Source organism: Phytopseudomonas flavescens, from assembly GCF_900100535.1.
In the GTDB taxonomy this organism is placed as follows: domain Bacteria; phylum Pseudomonadota; class Gammaproteobacteria; order Pseudomonadales; family Pseudomonadaceae; genus Aquipseudomonas; species Aquipseudomonas flavescens.
The window spans coordinates 349,909-365,055 of sequence record NZ_FNDG01000002.1 but is presented as its reverse complement, the minus strand read 5'-3'; the positions used below and the strand labels follow the sequence as shown (position 1 = coordinate 365,055).

Sequence of the window (15,147 nt, the reverse complement as noted above, 5' to 3'; positions counted from 1 at the left end):
CGGATGAGGTGCCCGCCGGAGCGGGAAACAGGGTGGCAGGATCAGCGCATGGGCTGATCCTGCGTGGGTTGCAGGGCGCTCTTGTGGGCTTCGGATCGGGGTCGCTGCGTCAGCAAGAGATGGGCGAACAGACCAAAGATCAGCCCCCAGAATGCGGCGGACAAACCCAGGAAGGACATGCCCGATGCGGTGACCAGAAAGGCCACCAGTGCCGCCTCACGCTCTTGCGGCACCGCCATGGCGGCGGCCAGTGAGGTGGCGATTGCACCGAACAGCGCCAGCCCGGCCAGCGCCGCCACCAGTGCCTGGGGAAAGGCCGTGAACAGCGCCACCAGCGTAGCGCCGAACAGCCCGAACAGCAGGTAGAACAGGCCACCCACGACACCGGCGACATAGCGCCGGTCAGCCCGTTCATGGGCATCGCGACCAGTGCAGATGGCCGCGGTGATCGCCCCCAATGCCAGGCCATGGCAGGCGAACGGGGCCAGTAACAGGCTGCCAAGCCCGCAGGAGGCCAATAGCGGCCGCGCCGGTGTCCCGCCGTAGCCGCTGCTGCGCAGCAGCGCCATACCGGGGATGAACTGGCCGGTCAGCGCCACCACAGCCAGCGGTACGCCGATATTGAGTATCGCCGTCCAGGAAAACGCCGGGGTGATCCACACCGGTGTGGCCAGCCCGACCACCCAGGCGTCCGCGCTCAACTCACCTCGGCCGATGACCATGCCCACGCCGACCAGCAGCACCGCCAGCACCGCATAGCGGGGTAACCAGCGCTTGCACAACAGGTAGGTCACGAACATCGCTAGCACCAGCGCGGGCTGTTCCTGCAAGGACACGAACAGCGTGCTGCCGAAGCCGAAGAGGATGCCCGCCAGCATCGCCGCGCAGACCGACAGTGGCAGCCGCGCCACCACCTTGTCGAACGCGCCGCTGAGGCCCACCAGCAGCACGATCAGGTTGGCCACCAGGTACGCCCCTACCGCCTGGGCGATCCCCACCTGGGGCAACAAGGTGACCAGCAAGGCAGAACCGGGCGCCGACCAGGCGATCACCACCGGCACCCGGTAGCGCAGGCTGAGCACGATGCCCAGCACACCGCTGCCGATGCTGATCGCCCAGATCCATGACGACAGCACCTCGGCCGGCAAATCGGCCGCATGCGCCGCCTGGAAGATGATCACCAACGGCCCGGCGTAGGAAATCACCGTGGCGATGAAGCCGGCGACCAGCGCCGACAGCGAAAAATCCTTGAACAGCGTCATTGCATCGCTCCATCGGACCGAGCGGCCAGCCCATGGGCACGGCCGCTGCTGCCCTCGATGACCGACACACTGCAGGTCATCGAGGCTGCGTCATGTTGCGGACCCGTTCGGCCGTCAGGCCTTGCTCGCCTGCAAGGCGACCTTGCCGGCATTGGCGCTGCTCAGGGCGAACACCGTCATCGCCAGCGCGGCAATCGCACCGGGAATCGCGAAGGCCATGAAGTTGAGCTGCAGCGGCAGGCTGATCGCCAGCAAGGCGCCTCCCAGCAACGGCCCGACGATGGCGCCGTTGCGGCCGATCCCCGAGGCCCAGCCCAGGCCGGTGGAGCGTATCGACAGGCCATAGAACTGTGCGGTGCAGGCGTACAGCAGGATCTGCGTGCCGATGGTGGTCGCCCCAGCGATAAAGATCAGCAGGTACAGGACCGGCATGGGGCTCTTGAAACCCAGCAGGGTGATGGACACGGCAGCGGCGATGAAAAAACCCACCACAACCCTCGGCAGGTTGAAGCGATCACCGAGAAAACCACCCGCGATGGCGCCGAACATGCCGCCGAAGTTCAGGGCCAGCAGGAACGACAGGCTCGAACCCAGGCTGTAGCCGGCATTGGCCATCAGCTTCGGCAGCCAGGAGCCCAACGCGTAGACCATCAACAGACAGCAGAAGAACGCCACCCAGATCATCAGGGTGCGCAGCGCGCGGCCCTCGCGAAACAGCTCCAGCACCGGAGCGCCCTGCCCCTTGCCATCGTCCATGCGCAGTTCGCTGTCGCTCAGGTCACGCTGCGGATCGACCCGTGCGAGCATCGCCCGAGCCTCGTCGTGTCGCCCCTGGCGAACCAGAAAGCCCACTGATTCCGGCAGGTAACGCAATACCAGCGGCAGCAGTGCGAGCGGCAGCAACGCGGCGAAGAACATCGCCTCCCAGCCGAAACGCGGCAACATGTAGATGCCCACGCCAGCCGAAAGCATGCCGCCCAGCGAGTAACCGCTGAACATCACCGCCACCAGGGTACTGCGCAGGCGCTTGGGGGCATATTCGTTCATCAGCGCCACCACGTTGGGCATCAGCCCGCCGATCCCCAGACCGGCGATGAAACGGCAGATACCGAACTCGGTCGGGTTGCGCGCCAGGCCATTGAGCACGGTAAAGCCGCTGAACAGCACGAAACAGATGGCGATACCTTTCTTGCGGCCGATCCTGTCGGCGAGCGGGCCGAAGAACAGCGCACCGAACATCATGCCGAACAGCGCATAGCTGCCCAGTGCGCCGGCCTCCATGGGCGTGAGGTTCCACTCCTGCATCAGCACGGGCAGCACCACGCCGTAGATGAACAGGTCATAACCGTCGAAGATGAGCAGCAAGGCGCACCAGAACATCACCTGCCAGTGAAAGCGGGAAAAGCGCGCGTTATCGATGATCTCGTGTACGTCGGTGGTTCGCATGGCATGGGGTCTCTTTTATTGTTGTTGTAAAACGGCGTGCAGGGCGTGTGATACGCCCTAGGGCCTGTTAACGCTACCGCGCAAGCCGCGTTGCTGCGCAAAATCTCGCCAGGCCGGGCGGCGATCCGCTAGGCGGAGGACGCAGGGAATGGTTGTTCCCTTGCCAAGTCCTCCAACAACGCATGGCGAGATTTTTCGCGCAACCCATAGGGCCGGGCCCGTTTTGCCGCGATACGGCGTTTCTCGCCGGCTCATTTAGCCCGCTAAACTTCGCGGCTCGTGCCTTGCATCGCGGCAAAACGGGCTCCGGCGCGGTCGTGCGGTAGTGTTAACAGGCCCTAGCCCAGGTCGCCACCGCCGACCGGCAGGGTCACCCCAGTGATGTAGGAGGCCTCGTCCGAGGCCAGGAACAGGATCGCGCCGACCTGTTCGTCGAGCGTGCCGTAGCGCTTCATCAGGCTGCTTTCCAGCGTCTGGTCGACGATCTGCTGGTACCAGACCTTCTCCTGCTCGCTTTGCTCGGCGCTGTTGCGCGGAATGCGCCGTGGCGGTGCCTCGGTACCACCCGGTGCGGTGGCATTGACGCGGATGCCCCGCTCGGCATTCTCGAAAGCCAGGCAGGCAGTCAGGGCATTGACGCCTCCCTTGGCGGCGCCATAGGGCACACGGTTGAGACTGCGCGTGGCGATCGACGACACATTGACGATGGCCCCGCCCCCCTGCTCCAGCATCACCGGCACAACCGCGTGGCAGCACCACAGGGTCGGGAACAACGAACGACGGATCTCGGCTTCGATCTCTTCCTCGCGGTAATGCTCGAACGGCTTGGCCCAGAGGGTGCCGCCCACATTGTTGACGAGGATGTCCAGGCGCCCGTAACGCTCGACGGCCTGCCTCACCACCCGCTGGCAGTCGCTGTAACGCTCCAGGTCGGCGGTCAGGGTCAACAGCTCGCAACCTTGACCCAGATCGTCCTGCAGCTCATGAACCAGCTCGGCACGGTCGACCGCCACCAGCCGCGCGCCTTCGGCAAGCAAGCGCTCGGCGACACGGCGGCCGATACCCTGGGCTGCGCCGGTGACCAGCGCCACCCTGTTCTCGAATCTCTTGGTCATGCAACGCTCCTCAGGCCGGTATGGCCTGCCGGTCGACGGTTACGGTCTGGGTCGGGGTGAACTTCTCGTAATGGAAGCTCGCAGGGGTGACGCCCTGCTCAGTGAAGTGCTTGCGGACGGCGTCGACCATCGGCGGTGGCCCGCACAGGTACACGTCGACGTCGCCGTCGTTGAGCATCGTCGCGGTCATGTGCCCGGTGACGTAGCCCTTGCGCGGGTGCGCGGACTGCGGCTCCGCCACGCAGGTGATCACCGCCAGGGTCGGCAGGCGCTCGGCCAGCTCCTGCAGGCGCTCGAGCAGCACCAGATCGAGATCGCGGGTCACCCCATAGATCAGGCTGATCGGCTGTTCGCAACCACGCTCGGCGAGCACCTCGAGCATCGACAGGAATGGCGCCAGGCCGGTGCCACCGGCGAGCAGCAACAGCGGGCGGCCCACCTCACGCAGGTAAAAGGTGCCCAGCGGCCCGCTGAACTGCAAGCGCTCCCCCGGCTGCGCCTGATCCAGGTAGGCACTCATCAGCCCACCGGGCACGCGCTTGATCAGGAAACCGAAGCGCGCTTCCCCAGGCTTGCTGCTGAACGAATAGGCCCGGGTCTGGGTACCACCCGGCACACCGATGTTCACGTATTGACCCGGCAGGAAGGTCGGTGCCAGTGCGCCCGCGACGATGTCGAACGTTACCTCCAGGGCTGCATCGGCGTGGGGGGTGATCGACGCCAGCTCAGCCTCGAAACTGTTGGTGCCGGTCTTGCAGGCGGTGGATGGCACCGGCACGGCGATCACGCAATCCGAGGCCGGCACCATCTGGCAGGTCAGCACCAGGCCGTGCTCGGCCTCGTCCTCGCTGAGGGCGTCCTCGATATAATCCTCTCCCTGGTCGTACTCACCGTCTTCGCAGCGGCACTTGCAGGTGCCACATACGCCGTCAGAGCAGTCCATGGGCAGATTGATACGGTTGCGGAAGGCTGCATCGAGCACCTTCTCGTCGGCCTTGCAGTCGATGAAGCGGGTCACGCCATCTTCAAAATTCAGGGCGATGGTGTACGTCATGGCGATACCTCGCCACCGCCAGGCAACGGATACATGGCGGCGGCACACGGACTCAGATGTGGTAGATGTCCAGAACCTGGTGCACGTAGTCGTTCTTCAGCACCACCTTCTTGCAGGTGATCAATGGCTGATCGCCGCGTACGTCCAGGCTGTAGAACGAGGTGCCGAAATAGACATCGGTACTCTTGTAGCGATGGCTCAGGGTCTGCCAGTTGAAGCGCAACTCGACCTGTTCGGCACCCTCTTCCAGCACTTCCAGATTGGCGATGAAATGCGCCGTACGCGGCTCCGGCGTACTGGCGCTGGAGCGCTCGGTCTTGATGCGGAAGACGCGATCTTCCAGCCCCTCGCGATTGGGGTAGTAGATCAGCGAGATTTCCCGCTGCGGATCTTCGGTGAGGCGATCATCGTCGTCCCAGGCCGGCATCCAGAACACCGCCGTGCTCGAATAGCACGCGAGCCATTCGTCCCACTGGCGGTCGTCCAGCAGGCGCGCTTCGCGGTAGATGAAATCGAGCAGTTGCTGGCGCTTCAGGCTCATGCGGCATGCTCCCCATCGGTGGCGATGAGCTTGCCTCGCTCGGCCTCGATAGCCTTTTGCATGGCCTGCGCCCAGTAGGCGTGCTGGCGCACGAACAGCCCCTCGTCTTCGGACTTCACACCGCTGAGCAAGGGCTGCATGCCCATGGCCCTGGCGTTGTCGTCCGCCCCTTCGATCCAGTGGCTGGCACCGCGGCTGAGATCGTTCCACTGTGCGGCCTGGCCGGCGTACCCGGTCTGGCAGGCGCGGAACTCCTCCAGGTCATCCGGCGTGCCCATGCCGGTGACGTTGAAGAAGTCCTCGTACTGGCGAATGCGCAGCGCACGGGCCTGGTCGCTCTCGCCCCTGGGCGCGAAGCAGTAGATGGTCACCTCGGTCTTGTCCACGGCGATGGGGCGCACCACGCGGATCTGCGTGGAAAACTGATCCATCAGGTAGACGTTGGGGTACAGGCACAGGTTGCGCGTCTGGCCGACCATGATGTCGGCACGGGTATCACCGAACCTGGCGGCCAGTTCGTCGCGGTGCTCGAAAACCGGGCGCACTTCCGGGTTGATCAGGCGCGTCCAGAGCAGGATATGGCCATGCTCATAAGCGTAGAAACCGCCGATGCTCTTCGACCAGCCGTTGGCATCCACGGTACGGGTGCCCTCGGCTTCGTAGTTGCGCCGCTGCATGGTCGCCGAGTAGTTCCAGTGCACCGAGCTGACGTGATAACCGTCGGCCCCGTTCTCGATCTGCAGCTTCCAGTTGCCGTCGTAGAAGTACGAAGAATTGCCGCGCAGCACCTCAAGCCCTTCAGGCGCCTGGTCGACGATCTGGTCGATGATCACCCGGGTTTCCCCCAGGTAGTCCTCCAGGGCGAGCACGTCTTCGCTGAGGCTGCCGAACAGAAAACCACGGTAGCTCTGGAAGCGCGCCAAGTGTTTGAGGTCGTGGGAGCCCTCGCAATCGAAGCTCTGCGGGTAGCCACCGGTCTTGGCATCCTTCACCTTGAGCAGCTTGCCGGCATTACTGAATGTCCAGCCGTGGAAGGGGCAGGTAAACGAACCCTTGTTGCCCTGCTTGCGGCGACACAGTACGGCTCCGCGGTGTGCACAGGCGTTGATCAGGCCGTGCAGCTCGCCCTGCTTGTCGCGGGTGATCACGACCGGCTGGCGGCCGATGTGGCTGGTGAAGTAATCGTTGGTTTCGGCAATCTGGCTCTCATGGGCCAGGTAGACCCAGCCGCTCTCGAAGATGTGCTTCATCTCCAGTTCGAACAGCTCGGGGTCGGTGAAAACATCGCGTCGGCAACGGAAGAGCCCCTTGTCGGGATCCTCCTGGACGGATTCGGCAAGCTGCCGGGCGAGGCGGTCGAATGTGCCGGTCATGGGTCGTACCCTCCGTTGTTCTTGTATCAGGCTGAGCCAGATTAAGAGCGGGTACGAGGTGGCAATAGCCGTTTACTGCAGATCGCTATCCAGATACTGCAGAGGCCAGTTGCAGGGTGCCACAGAGCAGAAGAAGCCTGTCTACGGGCACAAAAAAGGGCGACCGAAGTCGCCCTTTTTCTGGATTACCCGAACTTAGTTCTGGTTTTCCATTTGCGCGCGGATCAGATCACCGATGGTGGTCGGACCGGAAGTTTCAACTTCCTGCTTGCGCATTTCCTTGATGGCTTCTTTTTCGTCTTCGACGTCTTTCGACTTGATCGACAGGCTGATCACGCGGCTCTTGCGATCGACGCTGATGATCTTGGCTTCGACTTCTTCGCCTTCCTTCAGGACGTTACGCGCGTCTTCGACGCGGTCACGGCTGATTTCGGAAGCTTTCAGCGTCGCTTCGATGCCTTCGGCCAGGGTAACGATAGCGCCCTTGGCGTCGACTTCTTTCACGATACCGCGAATGATGGTGCCCTTGTCGTTGACGGCAACGTAGTCGGAGAACGGATCTTCTTCCAGTTGCTTGATGCCCAGGGAGATGCGCTCGCGCTCCGGGTCGACCGACAGGATGACGGTTTCCAGCTCGTCGCCCTTCTTGAAGCGACGTACGGCTTCTTCGCCGACTTCGTTCCAGGAGATGTCGGACAGGTGAACCAGGCCGTCGATGCCGCCGTCCAGACCAATGAAGATACCGAAATCGGTGATCGACTTGATGGTGCCGGAGATCTTGTCACCCTTGTTGAACTGACCGGAGAAGTCTTCCCATGGGTTGGTCTTGCACTGCTTGATACCCAGGGAGATACGACGACGCTCTTCGTCGATGTCCAGAACCATGACTTCCACTTCGTCGCCAACCTGAACGACTTTCGACGGGTGGATGTTCTTGTTGGTCCAGTCCATTTCGGAAACGTGTACCAGGCCTTCCACGCCTTCTTCCAGCTCTGCGAAGCAGCCGTAGTCGGTCAGGTTGGTCACGCGCGCAACGACGCGGGTGCTTTCCGGGTAACGCGCCTTGATGGCAACCCATGGGTCTTCGCCCAGTTGCTTGAGGCCCAGGGAAACACGGTTACGCTCGCGATCGTACTTCAGAACCTTGACGTCGATCTCGTCGCCAACGTTGACGATCTCGGACGGGTGCTTGATACGCTTCCAGGCCATGTCGGTGATGTGCAGCAGGCCATCGACGCCACCCAGATCGACGAATGCGCCGTAGTCGGTGAGGTTCTTGACGATACCCTTGACCTGTTGGCCTTCCTGCAGCGATTCCAGCAGGGCTTCGCGCTCTGCGGAGTTCTCGGCTTCCAGGACGCTGCGACGGGAAACGACAACGTTGTTGCGCTTCTGGTCGAGCTTGATGACCTTGAATTCGAGCTCTTTGCCTTCCAGGTGAGTGGTATCACGCACCGGACGGACATCGACCAGGGAACCTGGCAGGAACGCACGGATGCCGTTAACGTCGACCGTGAAGCCGCCCTTAACCTTACCGTTGATAACGCCCTTGACCACTTCCTCGGCGGCGAAAGCTGCTTCCAGGACGATCCAGCACTCGGCGCGCTTGGCTTTCTCGCGGGACAGCTTGGTTTCACCAAAGCCATCTTCAACCGCGTCCAGCGCAACGTGGACTTCGTCACCGACCTTGATGGTCAGCTCGCCTTGTTCGTTGAAGAACTGCTCCAGAGGGATAACGCCCTCGGACTTCAGGCCAGCGTGAACGGTAACCCAGTCGCCGTCGATGTCGACCACGATGCCAGTGATGATGGCACCCGGCTGCATGTCCAGGGTTTTCAGGCTTTCTTCAAAAAGTTCTGCAAAGCTTTCGCTCATGTTTATTCCTGTTGGATCGGGCGGGGATTCGCCCTGCTCCGCACTCCAGACAATGCGGGTTTATTCATGTGAAAGAAGGCCTGCGGGACGTGGACTGGTCTCCCGCAAGCCTCCCCTGCGAGCCGAGATGGCTCTTTTTCAACTGGCGAGGTCGCGACTGGCGACTTCGCTCAGAATTCTTTCCAGCACCTGCTCGATGGACAATTCGGTGGAATCCAGCTGGATCGCGTCGGCCGCCGGCTTGAGCGGAGCCACCGTACGCTGGGTATCACGCTCGTCGCGTGCCCGAATCTCCTCAAGAAGACTCGCGAGATTAACATCATCGCCCTTGGCCTTCAACTGCAGGTAACGTCGGTTGGCCCGCTCCTCGGCGCTGGCGGTGAGAAAAACCTTCAATGGCGCATCGGGAAACACCACCGTGCCCATGTCACGACCATCGGCCACCAGGCCCGGCGCCTCGTTGAAGGCGCGCTGACGCTGCAGCAGCGCCTCGCGCACCGCAGGCAGTGCGGCGACCTGGGAGGCCCCGGCACCGACCTGCTCGTTGCGGATGGCATCGGTCACCTCCTCGCCCTCGAGGATGATGCGCTGCGGCTTGCCATCACCGGCGGCGAGAAACTGCACGTCGAGGTGCGCGGCGAGCAGCGTCAGCGAGGCCTCGTTGCCCAGGTCGACGCCATGGTTGCGTGCGGAGAACGCCAGCAGGCGATACAGCGCGCCGGAGTCCAGCAGGTTCCAGCCCAGTTGCCTGGCCAGCAGGCCGGCTACCGTGCCCTTGCCCGAGCCGCTCGGCCCGTCGATGGTGATGACTGGTGCGACGTTCATCGCTGCCCCTCCACTGCCACGCGAATGCCGACCTGCTCGGCCAGGGCGAGGAAGTTGGGGAACGAGGTGGCGACGTTGGCGCAGTCGTGGATGCGGATCGGCGCGCTGGCACGCAGCGAGGCGACACTGAAGGCCATGGCGATACGGTGATCGCCGTGGCTGTAAACCTCGCCGCCACCAATGACCTGGCCACCGTCGATGATGATGCCATCGGCGGTCGGCTCGACCTTCACGCCCAGGCTGGTCAGGCCGTCGGCCATCACCTGGATGCGGTCGGACTCCTTGACCCGCAGTTCTTCGGCGCCACGCAGCACGGTGCGCCCTTCGGCGCAGACCGCAGCGACGAACAGCACCGGGAATTCGTCGATGGCCAGCGGCACCAGCGCTTCGGGAATCTCGATGCCTTTGAGCCTGGCACCGCGCACACGCAGGTCGGCCACCGGCTCGCCGCCGACTTCCCGCTGGTTTTCCAGGCGGATATCACCGCCCATCAGGCGCAGGATCTCGATCACGCCAATGCGGGTCGGGTTGATGCCGACATGCTCGAGCAGCAGGTCACTGCCTTCGGCGATGGAGGCCGCCACCAGGAAGAAGGCTGCCGAAGAAATGTCCGCTGGCACTTCGATACGGGTAGCGGTCAGTTTGCCACCTGCCTGCAGCGAGGCAACCGGGCCTCTGGAGTCGACCGCATAACCGAAGCCGCGCAGCATGCGCTCGGTGTGATCGCGGGTCGGCGCCGGCTCGGTGATGGTGGTGACACCTTCGGCATACAGGCCAGCCAGCAGCAGGCAGGATTTGACCTGGGCACTGGCCATCGGCAAGGTGTAGGTCAGCGCCTTGAGCCTATGGCCGCCGCGGATGGTCAGTGGCGGGCGACCGTCCGGGCCGGTCTCGACCACCGCGCCCATCTCGCGCAACGGGTTGGCCACGCGGTTCATCGGGCGCTTGGACAGCGACGCGTCGCCAGTCATGGTCACGTCGAACGGCTGGCCCGCCAGCAGGCCGGACAGCAGGCGCATGGAGGTCCCCGAATTGCCCACGTAGATCGGCCCGGGTGGCGGCTTGAGGCCGTGCAGGCCAACGCCATGGATAGTCACGCGGCCATGATGCGGGCCCTCGATGACCACGCCCATGTCGCGAAAGGCCTGCAGGGTCGCCAGGGCATCTTCGCCCTCCAGGAAGCCTTCGACCTCGGTAGTGCCTTCGGCCAGCGAGCCGAGCATGATCGAGCGGTGGGAGATGGACTTGTCGCCGGGAACGCGGATACGCCCACGGACAGCGCCACCAGGATTAGCCAGGAAAACCAGATCGTTCGAGTGCATAGCGTCCACATAGGCCCGGCGGGCCAGTATTTTGCTGAAATGTTCGCGGGCCACGCGGGCGCGCGTGAATACGCCCAGCAGGTGATGCCCGTCCCCTGCGTCGACCGCGTCGCGCAGGGCGTCGAGGTCGTCGCGAAATACATCCAGAGTGCGCAGCACCGCCTCGCGGTTGGCGAGAAAGATGTCGTGCCACATGACCGGATCGCTGCCGGCGATCCGGGTGAAGTCGCGGAAGCCGCCGGCGGCGTAGCGAAAGATCTCCAGATTCTCGTTGCGTTTGGCCAGCGAGTCGACCAGGCCAAAGGCCAGCAGGTGCGGCAAATGGCTGGTGGCCGCGAGCACCTGGTCGTGGTGTTCGACCTGCATGTGCTCGACGTCGGCCCCCAGCTCGCGCCAGAGCTGGTCGACCCGCTGCAGGGCCGTCGCATCGGTCTGCGCCAGCGGTGTGAGGATCACCTTGTGGCGCTTGAACAGCTCGCCGTTGGCGGCCTCGACGCCGCTCTGTTCGGAACCGGCGATAGGATGGCCCGGTACGAAACGCACCGGCACCCCGCCAAATACCGCTTCGGCCGCCCGCACCACGTTGCCTTTGGCGCTGCCGGCATCGGTCAGAATGGCATCGCCGAGGTTCAGCCTGGCCAGTTCGCCGAGCACCCGCTCCATGGCCAGGATGGGCACGGCCAGCATGATCACGTCGGCGCCCTGACAAGCGGCGGCCAGTTGCTCCTCGCAGCGGTCTGCCACGCCCAGCTCGACGGCCATGCGGCGCGCCTGCGGATCAAGATCGACGCCAACCACCTCACGACACACACCACGGGCGCGCAGGCCCTTGGCGAAGGAGCCACCGATCAGGCCGAGCCCCACCACGACCAGGCGCTCGACCAGCAACCCGGTCACCGGCGCATTGCGTTCGATCACGCGTTCAGCACCTTGCGCAGTGCCTCCAGGAAGCGGGCATTCTCGGCCGGCAGGCCGATGGACACGCGCAGGTGGTTGGGCATGCCGTAGCCGGCGACCGGCCGCACGATCACCCCCTCACGCAGCAGGCCCTGGTTGATCGCCGCGGTGTCACGGCCGAAGTCGATGGCCAGGAAGTTGGCCTTGGACGGGATCCAGCCAAGGCCCAACGCGCGGCAGCCTTCTTGCAACTGCAGCATACCGGCGGCGTTGACCTCGCGGCTGCGCGCCAGGTATTCGCTGTCGTCGAAAGCCGCACAAGCCGCAGCCAGGGCGAAGCTGTTGACGTTGAACGGCTGGCGAACACGGTTCAACACGTCCGCCACATCCGGTCGGCTCAAGCCATAGCCAACCCGCAACGAGGCCAGACCGTAGGCCTTGGAGAAGGTACGTGAGACCAGCAGGTTGGCATGGCCGGCGAGAAAATCCAGGCCATCCGGCAGCTCGTCGCCGTCGGCGTATTCGATATAGGCCTCGTCCAGCACCACCAGCACGTTTTCCGGCACGGCAGCAAGGAAGTCATGCAGCGCCTGCTTGTCGAACCAGGTACCGGTCGGATTGTTCGGGTTGGCGATGAACACCACCCGGGTGTTGGCATCGATAGCCGCCAGCATGGCCGGCAGGTCATGGGCGAAGTTTACCGCCGGCACGACCCTGGCCTGGGCGCCAACGGCCTGGGTAGCGATCGGGTAGACGGCGAACGCGTGCTCGCTGAACACCGCATTCAGACCGGGGGCCAGGTAGGCGCGAGCGACCAGTTCGAGGATATCGTTGGAGCCATTGCCCAGGGTCACCTGGGCGGTGGTCACGCCACAGCGCTCGGCCAGCAGGGTCTTCAGGGTGAAGCCGTTGCCGTCCGGATAGCGGGTCAGCTCGTCCAGCTCAGCGCGGATCGCCGCCAGCGCTTTCGGGCTCGGGCCGAGCGGGTTCTCGTTGCTGGCCAGTTTGACGATGCTGGCCGGGTCCATGTTCAGCTCGCGGGCCAACTCATCCACCGGCTTGCCCGGCACGTAGGGGGAAAGTTTCTGTACGCCTGGCTGAGCCAGGGCGATGAAATCACAAGACATAGCTGCAAGCCTCAAGCTATAAGCCGCAGGCCACGAGCCGGAACGCCGCTCACGGGCAGCGTGTGGCTCGCAGCGTGCAGCTGCTGTTTAAAGTACCGCTTTCGGGTAGGAGCCCAGCACCTTGAGCGCCACGGCTTCCCCATTGATTTTTTCCAGCACGTCCTTGATCAGCGGATCGCGATGGTGGCCGACGAAATCGATGAAGAAGGCGTAGGTCCACTTGCCGCTGCGCGAGGGGCGGGTTTCGATGCGGGTCAGGTCGATATCGTTCTGGTGGAACGGCACCAGCAGCTCGTGCAGCGCGCCCGGCTTGTTGCGCATGGAGACGATCACCGAGGTCTTGTCATCGCCGGTCGGCGGCACTTCCTGGTTGCCGATGATCAGGAACCGGGTGGAGTTGTCCGGGCGATCCTCGATCTTCTCGGCGAGCCGGGTCAGGTCGTACAGGTTGGCGGCCATGTCACCGGCGATGGCTGCCGAGTTCCATTCGCTCTTCACCCGCCGTGCAGCGTCGGCGTTGCTGGAAACCGCCACGCGCTCGACGTTCGGGTAATGGGCGTCCAGCCATTTGCGGCACTGGGCCAGGGACTGGGCATGGGAATAGATGCGGGTGATGCGGTCGGTCTTGGTGGCGTCGCCGACCAGCAGATGATGGTGGATGCGCAGTTCCACTTCGCCGCAGATCACCAGATCGTGCTCGAGGAAGCTGTCGAGGGTGTGGTTGACCGCCCCTTCGGTGGAATTCTCTACCGGTACCACGCCGAAGTTGACGGCACCGGCCGCCACTTCGCGGAACACCTCGTCGATAGCCGCCATGGGCTGGCTGATCACCGCGTGACCGAAATGCTTCATCGCCGCCGCCTGGGAGAAGGTGCCTTCCGGGCCCAGGTAGGCAACCTTCAGCGGATTCTCCAGCGCCAGGCAGGAGGACATGATTTCACGAAACAGCCGCGCCATGTCCTCGTTGCCGAGCGGACCGCGGTTGCGCTCCATGACCCGCTTGAGCACCTGGGCCTCACGCTCGGGCCGATAGAACACCGGCTGCTCGCCAACGGGCAGCGCGGCCATCTTCACCCGCGCCACTTCTTCGGCGCAGCGTGCGCGGTCGCTGATCAGTTCGAGAATCTTCTCGTCCAGGCTGTCGATGCGCAGGCGCAGGGCCTGCAACGCCTGGTCGCTGTTCACGTCCGTGGTCATCAGCCGTGCTCCTTCTCGAACTCCGCCATGTAAGCGACCAGGGCCTGTACGGCATCCAGGCCCACGGCATTGTAGATGGAGGCACGCATGCCGCCCACCGAACGGTGGCCCTTGAGGTTGAGCAGGCCACGGGCATCGGCACCGGCCAGGAACGGCTTGTCGAGGCGCTCGTCAGCCAGGCGGAACGGCACGTTCATCCACGAGCGGGCATTGCCGGCGATGGGGTTGCTGTAGAACTCGCTGGCGTCGATCACGCCGTACAGCAGCTCCTTCTTGGCCTTGTTGCGTTGCTCCATGGCGGCCACGCCACCCTGTTCCTTCAGCCACTCGAAGACCAGGCCGGACAGGTACCAGGAGAAGGTCGCCGGGGTGTTGTACATCGAGCCGTTGTCGGCAGCGATCTTGTAATTGAGCATGGTCGGGCAGGCGCTGCGCGCGCGGCCGAGCAGGTCTTCACGAACGATCGCCACCACCAGGCCGCTGGGGCCGATGTTCTTCTGGGCGCCGGCATAGATCAGGCCGAACTTCGAGACATCCACTTCACGCGAGAGAATATCGGACGACATGTCGACCACCAGCGGAACGTCGCCAGTCTCGGGGATCCAGTCGAACTGCAGGCCGCCGATGGTTTCGTTGCTGGCGTAATGCAGGTAGGCGGCGTCCTTGGACAGCTGCCATTCGTTCTGCCCGGGAATGGCGAAGTAATCGTAGGGCTTGGCGCTGGCGGCGACGTTGACGTTGCCGTAGCGGCGGGCTTCCTCGATGCTCTTCTTCGACCAGATTCCAGTGTCGACGTAATCGGCAGTGCCGTCCTCAGGCAGCAGGTTGAGCGGGATTTCCGCGAACTGCTGGCTGGCGCCGCCCTGCAGGAACAGCACCTTGTAATCGGAGGGAATGGTCAGCAGGTCGCGCAGATCCTGCTCGGCCTTTTCAGCGATGGCCACGTAGTCGTCGCTGCGGTGGCTCATTTCCATGACGGACAGGCCTTTGCCCTGCCAGTCGAGAAGCTCGGCCTGGGCACGCTGCAGAACGGCTTCGGGAAGCGCGGCGGGGCCGGCGCAGAAGTTAAAGGCTCGCTTGCTCACAATTCACTCTCGCTTGACTGTCTGGTTA

The 15,147-nt window shown here is 63.8% G+C and carries 12 protein-coding genes; all 12 read right to left on the bottom strand.

Annotated features, from left to right (window positions below):
- Window positions 1–41 precede the first annotated feature (41 nt).
- A complete protein-coding gene (locus BLR94_RS03800; protein ID WP_084303182.1) occupies window positions 42–1,262 on the bottom strand; it encodes a benzoate/H(+) symporter BenE family transporter in 1,221 nt (406 codons plus the stop codon).
- A gap of 114 nt (window positions 1,263–1,376) precedes the next feature.
- Window positions 1,377–2,708: an MFS transporter gene (locus BLR94_RS03795; RefSeq protein ID WP_084303183.1), complete on the bottom strand. Its 1,332-nt coding sequence runs from the start codon at window positions 2,706–2,708 to the stop codon at window positions 1,377–1,379.
- A gap of 338 nt (window positions 2,709–3,046) precedes the next feature.
- Complete coding sequence (locus tag BLR94_RS03790) at window positions 3,047–3,823, bottom strand: 1,6-dihydroxycyclohexa-2,4-diene-1-carboxylate dehydrogenase (RefSeq protein WP_084303184.1); 777 nt, start codon at window positions 3,821–3,823, stop codon at window positions 3,047–3,049.
- Between the two features lie 10 nt (window positions 3,824–3,833).
- On the bottom strand, window positions 3,834–4,877 hold the full coding sequence (gene benC / locus BLR94_RS03785; RefSeq protein WP_084303185.1) for a benzoate 1,2-dioxygenase electron transfer component BenC: 1,044 nt from the start codon (window positions 4,875–4,877) through the stop codon (window positions 3,834–3,836).
- 52 nt (window positions 4,878–4,929) lie between these two features.
- Window positions 4,930–5,418, bottom strand: coding sequence for a benzoate 1,2-dioxygenase small subunit (benB, locus tag BLR94_RS03780; RefSeq protein WP_084303186.1), 489 nt, complete (start codon window positions 5,416–5,418; stop codon window positions 4,930–4,932).
- Window positions 5,415–6,791: a Rieske 2Fe-2S domain-containing protein gene (locus tag BLR94_RS03775; RefSeq protein WP_084303187.1), complete on the bottom strand. Its 1,377-nt coding sequence runs from the start codon at window positions 6,789–6,791 to the stop codon at window positions 5,415–5,417. Before BLR94_RS03775 ends, benB begins: the two co-directional genes overlap by 4 nt.
- A 195-nt stretch (window positions 6,792–6,986) precedes the next feature.
- Window positions 6,987–8,666, bottom strand: coding sequence for a 30S ribosomal protein S1 (gene rpsA / locus BLR94_RS03770; RefSeq protein WP_084303188.1), 1,680 nt, complete (start codon window positions 8,664–8,666; stop codon window positions 6,987–6,989).
- Between the two features lie 138 nt (window positions 8,667–8,804).
- Window positions 8,805–9,491 (bottom strand): (d)CMP kinase, encoded by a 687-nt coding sequence (gene cmk, locus BLR94_RS03765; protein WP_084303189.1) that lies wholly within the window; start codon window positions 9,489–9,491, stop codon window positions 8,805–8,807.
- Window positions 9,488–11,698, bottom strand: a complete 2,211-nt coding sequence (locus tag BLR94_RS03760) for a bifunctional prephenate dehydrogenase/3-phosphoshikimate 1-carboxyvinyltransferase (RefSeq protein ID WP_084303495.1) — start codon at window positions 11,696–11,698, stop codon at window positions 9,488–9,490. Before BLR94_RS03760 ends, cmk begins: the two co-directional genes overlap by 4 nt.
- Window positions 11,699–11,727: 29 nt before the next feature.
- A complete protein-coding gene (gene hisC, locus BLR94_RS03755; RefSeq protein WP_084303190.1) occupies window positions 11,728–12,837 on the bottom strand; it encodes a histidinol-phosphate transaminase in 1,110 nt (369 codons plus the stop codon).
- Window positions 12,838–12,924: 87 nt separating this feature from the next.
- A complete protein-coding gene (gene pheA / locus BLR94_RS03750) occupies window positions 12,925–14,034 on the bottom strand; it encodes a prephenate dehydratase (protein ID WP_084303191.1) in 1,110 nt (369 codons plus the stop codon).
- Window positions 14,034–15,119 carry a 3-phosphoserine/phosphohydroxythreonine transaminase gene (serC, locus tag BLR94_RS03745; RefSeq protein ID WP_084303192.1) on the bottom strand — a complete coding sequence of 362 codons (1,086 nt, stop codon included), beginning with the start codon at window positions 15,117–15,119 and terminating at the stop codon, window positions 14,034–14,036. Before serC ends, pheA begins: the two co-directional genes overlap by 1 nt.
- Window positions 15,120–15,147: the final 28 nt, after the last annotated feature.